Annotated in this window: 5 protein-coding genes and 1 pseudogene; 4 read left to right on the forward strand and 2 right to left on the reverse strand. The window is 74.4% G+C overall.

The features are described from left to right. Positions 1–1,049 (forward strand): glycosyltransferase family 4 protein (locus tag E1291_RS44815; protein WP_131742842.1); only part of this gene is annotated, 1,049 nt, incomplete at its 5' end. 302 nt (positions 1,050–1,351) lie between these two features. Here E1291_RS44815 and E1291_RS45285 read toward each other — a convergent pair. Then, a pseudogene (locus E1291_RS45285) lies at positions 1,352–2,059 on the reverse strand (glycoside hydrolase family 26 protein); the annotation flags it as partial. A 171-nt stretch (positions 2,060–2,230) separates the two neighbouring features. Between E1291_RS45285 and E1291_RS37775 the strand changes: the two are divergent. Continuing rightward, on the forward strand, positions 2,231–3,454 hold the full coding sequence (locus E1291_RS37775) for a carboxylate--amine ligase (RefSeq protein WP_131742844.1): 1,224 nt from the start codon (positions 2,231–2,233) through the stop codon (positions 3,452–3,454). A 65-nt stretch (positions 3,455–3,519) separates the two neighbouring features. After that, a complete protein-coding gene (locus E1291_RS37780) occupies positions 3,520–4,770 on the forward strand; it encodes an NAD(P)-binding domain-containing protein (RefSeq protein WP_131742845.1) in 1,251 nt (416 codons plus the stop codon). Positions 4,771–5,154: 384 nt separating this feature from the next. On the opposite strand, the gene E1291_RS37785 is transcribed toward E1291_RS37780, so the two are convergent. Continuing rightward, complete coding sequence (locus E1291_RS37785; RefSeq protein WP_131742846.1) at positions 5,155–5,409, reverse strand: hypothetical protein; 255 nt, start codon at positions 5,407–5,409, stop codon at positions 5,155–5,157. A gap of 693 nt (positions 5,410–6,102) precedes the next feature. On the opposite strand from E1291_RS37785, the gene E1291_RS37790 reads away from it, so the two are divergent. Continuing rightward, the coding region (locus tag E1291_RS37790; RefSeq protein ID WP_131742847.1) for a hypothetical protein at positions 6,103–6,326 on the forward strand (224 nt) is incomplete at its 3' end.

A 6,326-nucleotide genomic window follows, 5' to 3' on the forward strand; every position in this document is an offset into this window, starting at 1 on the left:
CCCGGCTCGGGCTGCCCGCCGCCGTGCCGCTCGCGGTCTGCGTCGGCCGGCTGACCCGGCAGAAGGGGCAGGACGTGCTCGTCGCGGCCTGGCCCGCCGTCGCCGGGCGATGTCCGTCCGCGCGGCTCGCGATCGTCGGCGACGGCGAGGACCGCGACCGGCTGGCCGGGCGCCCCGTCCCCGGCGTCCTGTTCGTCCCCGCCGTGCAGGACCCGCGCGACTGGCTGGCGGCGGCGAACGTCATCGTGCTGCCCTCCCGCTGGGAGGGACTGCCGCTGACGGCACTGGAGGCCCTGGCCACGGGCCGCTGCATCGTCGGCACGGACATCCCGGGGCTCGCCGAGGTCGTCCGGCCCGGCGTCGGGGCGCTCGTGCCGGTGGACGAGCCGGAGCCGCTCGCGGAGGCGATGGCGGCCCGGCTGCTGTTCCCCGGCGTCGCGGAGGAGGAGGGCCGGGCGGCCGCCGCCGCGGCGGCGGCGTTCGACGTCACCGGCACCATGGAGCTGCTGGCGGCGGTCACCCGCGAGGTCCTCGGCGGCGCCGAACCCCCGGACGAACGGCAGGCCGATGGACGGGCGGCGGGCGAGCCCGCCGGCGTCCCGGCTCCCGCGCTCCCGGTCGCCGCCGCTCAGCCCACGTCCCTGGCGGTGGGCGGCGCAGGTCCCGGCCGCGGGCCCCGCGGCGGAGCCGACGTGGGCGTGCTGGACGGGGACCCGTTCCCCGGCACCGGGCCGGGCGCCGTTCGCGGCGCGGCGGGCGGGTCGGCGCGTCCCGGCCCCGCTTGTTCCGCACCCGCGTGTTCGAGCCCTGCCTGTCCCGGACCGGCGTGTCCCGGCCCGGACGGTGGAGTACCCGGCGGTGCGGACGCCTGTGGTTCGGCGGGCGGTGCGGTGGGGGTCGCGGGCGGTGCGGCGGGCGGCGCCGGAGGGGCGGCCGGAGGCGGGCCCGAGGGCGGCGGGGACGCCGGTCCGGCGGGCGGCGCGGCCGGCGGCGGGACCGTCGGGGCGGGCCCGCCCGGCGCGTCCGGTCCACCGAAGAGCTCCCGGTAGCGATGGGCGGACCGCGGGTTGGCGTGCCCGCAGCCCCACACGCCGTGCGGGCAGTAGTCCGTGATCGTCTGGTAGGCGACGTTATGCGCCGCCATCCAGTCGTGCATTCCCTGGATATATTCCGGGTTGTCGTAGTTGCGGAACAGTCCCCATTCTGGAAAAGAGATGGGTTTACCGTGGGCGGCGGCGAAGTCGGATTGCTCGCGCAGCCCGAGCGGTTCGTTGATGTAGTCCGCGAAGGACTCGCCCGCGGGCTGGTCGTAGCTGTCGGAGCCGACGATGTCGACGACGTCGTCACCCGGATAGCACTCCGTCCAGGGGATCTCGTCCCGGCCGCGCGTGGCCGCGAAGTCGAACCGGAAACGGGCGCCCGGCGAGCCGCGCATGGCGGCGACGATCCGGCGCCAGTACTCCTTCCAGGCGGCGGGGTTCGGCGAGCAGCGCCCCCCGTAGGTCTCCCCGTTCATCTCCCAGCCGAGCACGATCACCGCGTCCGGCGCGCCGACGAGGACGAGATGGTCGGCCAGGGTCCGGTAGTGAACGTCGAACGCGCCCGCCGCACCACCTCTGAGCAGCGACGACGACACGTTCCGGGACAGTCCCGCCTCGTTCGGGGCCATCATCGGCACGTTGATCACCAGCTGCCGGCGCGGGTCGTTCTGCTTCCACCGCGCCCACGGCCACAGGATCTCCTCCGGCCCCTCGACGTTCCTCCAGTCGTCCCCGGGCAGGTAGGTGTGCCCCACCGTGACCACGGCGCCCAGCCACTGCTGGAAGCCGTCCACTCGTTCCACGCCTTCCGGGCCAGAGCCAAGAAATGCCCCCAAAGGCACACGATTCATAAAGAGCTCGGCGGAGCGCGGCTGCAGCCAGGTGACCAGTGTCGACGCGGCGAGCACGACCAGCGCCGCGGATCCGAGCAGAACGGGCGGGAGCGGGCAGAAAGGGAACGGCCTTTTGCGTCCACGCGCGAATGGCCGCCCCGCTGGATGGATATCCGCAGCTCGCATGCGTATTGTTATGCCCTCCGGCCACCGCCGCGAACAAATCGGCCCGGCGGCCGCCGCGAGACTTTACCCGGTACCGGGGAAACCTGTGACAAGGAAAGCCGTCGCCATGATGATCTGCAAACCACGCCGCGATCCTTTGGAATCGGCCGACCGAAGCGGATGTCCCTGACCATGCAGTCCCCGCCGCGCCTCGACACCGGCCTGCCCGTCCTGCTGCTGCGCACCGACCGCAATCCCTTCCACCACGGGACGCTCGGCGCCATCCGGACCCTCGGCCGCGCCGGGGTACCCGTGCACGCCATCCTGGAGGACCCGCGCAACCCGGCGGGCCGGTCCCGCTACCTGCACCGCGGGCACCCCTGGGCGCCGCCGGCCGACCGTCCCGCCGCGCTGCTGGACCACCTGCGGGCGATCGGCGAACGGGTCGGCGGCCCGGCGCTGCTCCTGCCCATGGACGACGCCGGCGCGATCTTCGTCGCCGAGCACGCGGACGCCCTGACCGGCCGCTTCGTCTTCCCGCGCCAGGACCCGGACGTCCCGCGCCTCGTCGCGGACAAGGCCAGGCTCGGCGCGGCCTGCCGCGAGCACGGCCTGCCCTGCCCGGACGCTCGCACCCCCGCCACGCCCGCCGAGGTCGACGACGCCGCCGCCGAGCTGGGCCTGCCGCTGGTCGCCAAATGGGCGCGGCCGTGGCGGCTCGGGCCGGGACGGCGCAGCACCACCCTCGTCCACACCACCGAGCAGGCGCACCTCCTGTTCGCGGCGCGCGACCGGGACCCCGCCCCGGAGGAGGGCGCCGGGCCGCTGATCCTTCAGCGGCGCATCCCGCCAGAGGGCGGCGACTGGTTCTTCCACGGCTACTTCGACGCCGACCTCACCTGCCTCTACGGCGGGACGGGCCGCAAGCACCTCGCGCACCCGCCGCACGCCGGGCACACCGTCTCCGGCGAGTGGGTCGCCAACCACGAGCTGGAGCGCCTCGCGGTCGACGCCGTCCGCAGGCTCGGCTGCCGCGGGCTCGTCGACCTGGACTTCCGGCTCGACGCCGCGTCCGGCGCCTACCACCTCCTGGACTTCAACCCGCGGATCGGCGCCCAGTTCCGGCTGTTCGCCGACCGGCAGGGCCTCGATCTCGCGCGGGTCCTGCACCTGGACCAGTCGGGCCGCGAGATCCCGCGCCCGCGCCCGGCGTTCGGCCGCAACCTGCTGGTGGAGAACCACTTCCTCCAGCACGCGGCCGCCCGGCCGCTGCTGCGCGCCGGCCGGTTCGGCCCGCTCCGCCGGGCCGACGAGCTGGCCTGGTACGCCGGCGACGACCTGCCGCCCTTCCTCGCGATGGGCCGGCAGAGCGTCCTGCGCGCGGCCCGGCGGCTCCGCACCAGGCACCGGGGCTGACCGGCGTCGGCCGGCGCCTCCGGCGCTCCACGAGCAAGCATCCAGACACACACGGGGGAACGAGAATGAACGACTCGGCCAGCGACGTCGTGATCGTCGGCGCCGGGCCCTACGGGCTGTCGACCGCGGCCCACCTGCAGAACGTCGGGCTCGCGGTCAGGGTCATCGGCACGCCGATGCGGTTCTGGGACGCCAACATGCCCGAGGGCATGTTCCTGAAGTCCGAACCCTTCGCCTCCAGTCTCGGGGCACCGAGACCGGGGCTGCGCTTCACCGACCGCCATCCCGAATTCACCACGGGACGGCCCATTCCACTCGACACGTTCGTGGCCTACGGGCGCTGGTTCGCCGCCGAGGCCGTGCCGGGCACCGAACCCGACGAGGTCTCCAGCGTCGAACGCGGGGGACCGGCGGGGTACGTGGTCACGCTGTCCACCGGCGAGGTCGTCGCGTCCCGCGCGGTCGTCCTCGCCGTGGGCGTCGGGCCGTTCGCGCACGTCCCGGACGAGCTGGCCGGGCTGCCGTCCTGGCTGGTCTCGCACAGCAGCGCCCACCGCGACCTCGGCCTGTTCGCGGGCAAGGAGGTCGCCGTGATCGGCGCCGGGCAGTCCGCGCTGGAGACGGCGGTGCTGCTGGCCGACGCCGGTGCCGACCCGCACCTCATCGCGCGGCGGGGGACGCTCGACTGGAACACCGTCCCCGCCGAGCGGCGCTCGCCGCGGGACCTGGCCCTCGGCGGCCCCCGGTCCGGCCTCGGCACCGGCTACCGGACCTGGCTGTACGCCGAGCGGCCGGGGCTCGTCCGGCACCTGCCGCAGCGGACCCGGCAGCGGCTCGTCCGCGAGACGCTGCCGCCCGCCGGCTCCTGGTGGCTGCGCGAGCGGCTGGACGAGCGGGTGCGGGTCACGACGGGCCGCCGGCTCGCCAAGGCGGTCGAGGACGGCGACGGCGTCGCCCTCACCACCGTCGACCGCACCGGTCGGCGCCTGGTCACCGAGGTCGAGCACGTCATCGCCGCCACGGGGTACGTGCCGGACGTCCAGCGGCTCACGGTGCTCTCGCCCGAGCTGCGCGTCCGGATCGACACCCGGCTCGGCTCGCCGGTGCTCAGCCGCGACTTCGAGTCGTCCCAGCCCGGTCTCTACTTCGCGGGGCTGGCGGCGGCGGCCACGTTCGGGCCGGTCATGCGGTTCGTGCACGGCTCCGGTTTCGCGGGCCGCCGGATCGGGCACCACATCATCCGCCAATTCTCGTCGGACGCCGCGCCCACGGGACGAACCGGAACGCCCCAGACCGCCGAGCCCTCACAACGCTGACCGCACGGCACTGAGCCGAGTCGGGCAGGTAGGTGTCGCACAGCGATGCCCGGCCGTCACACGGCACGCGGCCTGTCCGTTTGAGTCAAACCTCAAGCGGACAGGCCGCGAAGCACCGGCGAGGGCACGGCCAGGAGAGCGAGCCGCAGGCAAAGGCGGCGGACCCGCCTTGCCCGGGACACAGCAAGGCGCCAGGCGGGCCCGGGAGAAACGCGGCCCGGTGGATGATTCGCAACAGTCTCGGCCCGCACGCGAGCGCGCGCCCTGACCGGCGGGGGCGACGCCGAAGGCGAGCCCCCGCCGGGAAGATCGCGAAGCGAGTCGCGCTCGCACAAGCACGGTCACGAAGCGAGCGCCAGCGAGCGAAGTGGGCCGGGATTGCAATCAGGCCCGCGAGCGTCGGCGTTCCCGTTCGGCTCGTGCGGTGGCCAGGCTCCAGTGCCAGCGGGAGTACAGCGTCCAGGACCAGGCGGACGGCGGCGGGCGCCGGCCGGGCATGCCGGAGGACGTGGCGGACGTGCCGATGGTCGTGGTGAGGCCGCCGGCGGGGCGGTCGGCGAAGCGGCCGGCCACCCGCCGCGGGGCGGTGCGCCGGCGCGCCGGGAGCAACCGGATGATCGGGGACGAGGGGACGGGCATCGGTGGGCTCCTCGGACGCGGGGCGGCGCGGGCGGCGCCGGTCACCGGCCCGGTCGCCCGCTCACCGAATGTAGCGCAACCGATACCGGCCGCCATGCTTCTCCCGGCGGCCGGGTAAACGTCCGGCCAAGGACCTTTCCGGAGATCTTGCCCGTGGTCGTCCCGCGCATGGGACGCGGTGAGGCCGATTCCGCCGGATCCGGCCGCCGGGCGTCTGGGACGGGGACCACCGGGCAGCGAATTATGAAAAACAGGACAATAGCCTCCGATTAGCCTCGATATCCCTGGAAAACGGGCTAAGAGCAAACAGAATTCATGGCTCGGTCAATCCTTGGCAATGAGGACGGGACACGTCGGCGAGCGCGCTTTTCGGACGGCTTCCCGGCGCGCCTCAACGGCGCGCCCATCACCGCTCTGAAGTGCGACGACAGTGTGATCGAGAGAAGACACGCCGCCGGGTGGAAGCATTAGTGCGCGCATTCGCGTGAGGCGGTGCTACGGTCGGACCGATCGCAGGCGGGTCACCGCCATGCGCACCCGCTTTCGCGGGCGACCGGCCCGGAAGGAATTCCGGGCGGACGGCCACGCGAACGGCAGGCGAAAGCAGGCCGGGCGAGCGGAACCACGAACAAGCAACGGCGGAAGCGACGCGCGGTCACGGCCGGGCGGCCGGAGAGACGAAGGAGAACGGCGATGGAGTCCGCACCGATCCACGGCGGGGCGCAGTGCCCCCGGGATCGGTACCGGCACGCCCTCCTCACCCTCCTGGCCCGGCTGGCGGCCGTCGCCGGTCTCGCGTTCGCGGGCTGGCTCGTCCTCTCGGCGCTCGGCGAAACCGCCTTCGCGTCGCAGCGGGACGGCGCGGGGCAGCGCGGCCCGGCGGCCGCGGCCCCCTCCCTCGCGGCGGCCTCCACCGG

The sequence above is a fragment of the Actinomadura roseirufa genome, assembly GCF_900659635.1.
Taxonomy (GTDB): Bacteria; Actinomycetota; Actinomycetes; order Streptosporangiales; family Streptosporangiaceae; genus Spirillospora; species Spirillospora roseirufa.